Annotated in this window: 3 protein-coding genes; 1 reads left to right on the top strand and 2 read right to left on the bottom strand. The window is 73.4% G+C overall.

Annotated features, from left to right (window positions below; translation table 11 throughout):
• The first annotated feature begins 87 nt into the window (after window positions 1-87).
• Entirely contained in the window at window positions 88-642 is a 555-nt protein-coding gene (locus ADY01_RS35505) for a DoxX family protein (RefSeq protein ID WP_049580995.1), read from the top strand.
• On the opposite strand, the gene ADY01_RS35500 is transcribed toward ADY01_RS35505, so the two are convergent.
• Together ADY01_RS35500 and ADY01_RS35495 are read right to left on the bottom strand one after the other, a co-directional pair.
• Window positions 639-893: a hypothetical protein gene (locus ADY01_RS35500; RefSeq protein ID WP_234320549.1), complete on the bottom strand. Its 255-nt coding sequence runs from the start codon at window positions 891-893 to the stop codon at window positions 639-641. The genes ADY01_RS35505 and ADY01_RS35500 overlap by 4 nt on opposite strands.
• Window positions 890-1,558, bottom strand: coding sequence for a LiaF domain-containing protein (locus ADY01_RS35495; protein WP_049580994.1), 669 nt, complete (start codon window positions 1,556-1,558; stop codon window positions 890-892). Before ADY01_RS35495 ends, ADY01_RS35500 begins: the two co-directional genes overlap by 4 nt.
• Window positions 1,559-1,678 lie beyond the last annotated feature (120 nt).

The following is a 1,678-nucleotide window of genomic DNA, read 5'->3' as shown; positions in this document are numbered from 1 at the left end:
GCGACCGGCGCCCCTCCCGCCGTGGCAGACTGACCGGCCTGCCAACCGACCCACCGGCCCCCACCCGATGACGAAAGGTCGGACCACATGTCAGTGACGCAACAACTGGGCGGCCCCGCGGCCCGCGGCCCTCTCCCGGGCACGGGCGGCCCCGGCGGCGGCCTGCGCGACAGCGCCGTCCGTCTCGCGCTCCTGCCGCTGCGGCTCTTCCTGGGCCTCACCTTCCTCTACGCGGGCATCGACAAGTTCACCAACGCGGGCCCGTTCAGCGACTCCATGTCGACCGACATGATGGAACGCATGCTCGACGCCTCACGCGAGGACGCGGCGGCGGGCTGGCTGGCCGACCTCGCGCTCGACCATCCGGGCATCGTCCTCGACGGCACGGCGGTGGCCGAGATCGCCGTCGGCATCGGCGTGCTGATCGGCCTGCTGACGCGCTGGGCGGCGGCGGGCGGCGCGCTGCTCGCGCTCTCGTTCTGGCTGACGGTCAGCTGGTCGTCCGACCCGTACTACCTCGGGGCCGACCTGCCCTACCTGCTGGGCTTTCTGACGTTGCTGCTGGCCGGTGGCGGCCCGCTCGCGCTCGAACGGGTCATCGCCGCCCGGCAGGCCCGCCGGAGCGGTCGCCTGTTCGGCTAGCCCCGCGGCAACGCACCGGGCCCGCGCCGTCCGCGACGCGCCGTCATCGTGATCACGGCGACCACCGCCGTGCACACCAGTGCCAACGGCAGCAGCGCGAACAGCACCGGCAGCGGGATGTCGAGGCCGCCGGTCGCGCGCAGCAGGTGCAGCCCGGCGATGCAGAGCACCGCCAGGCCGAGCACCAGCCGCGCGGGCTCGAAGCGGTGCGGCCGGTCGTTGCGCGCGGGAATGCCGCTGTGCCCGTTCACGCGCGCTCCACCGCCACATGCCCCAGGCCCATCTCCACGCGGAGTTCGACCGTGCCCACGGGTTCCACGCCGTCCGGCGGCAGGTAGGTCTCCGTCCGCTCCTGGCCGACGCCGCCCCAGCTCTCGTCGCGGGCGTCCCCGTTGTCCACGCGCGGCGCGTCATAGGTGAACGCGCCCATGCCGACCTCCGCGGTGATCCGCACCCGGGCCTCGGTCGGCACGATCACCCGGATCTGACCGGCCCCCGCCTCGACGCTTGTGGACACGGTCTGCCCCTCCTCCAGCCTGATGCCGCCCAGATCCAGCTCGGCGTTGCCGCTGCCCAGCTCGTAGCCGTCGCGGACGGCGGAGGCCGCGACCGGCCGCCACCGGGTGTCCGCCCAGCTGGTGGTGATGTTGTCGGGCAGCACCGAGGCGCCCCCGAGCATCATGCCCGTGAGCACCACCGCGACCACCGTGCCGCCGCCGAGGCGGCCGAAGAACGCGCTCACCACCAGGCCCGCGCCGAACACCGCGAGCGCCGCGGAGAGGCCGATGACCAGCGTGGTGCCGAGCGGCTCGTGCTCCCAGGCGACGACCGTGCCGAGCGTCGCCGCGCACAGCGCCAGCAGCAGCACCGGCCCGCCCAGGCGGAACTCGCCCGGCACCGCCGGTCGCGGCGCCATGGGCCCCGGGGCGGGCCGCGCCTCGCGCGGCGGGCCGTATCCCCGTCTCTTTTACACATCTCCGAGCCCCCGAGAATAAAGCGAAACTCGTATGGCGTCTTTTGCTTTGAAAAAAAAAAA

The organism is Streptomyces sp. SBT349, from assembly GCF_001083795.1.
Lineage (GTDB): Bacteria > Actinomycetota > Actinomycetes > Streptomycetales > Streptomycetaceae > Streptomyces.
Note: the sequence above shows the minus strand (reverse complement) of the source record. Positions and strands in the feature narration are given on the sequence as shown.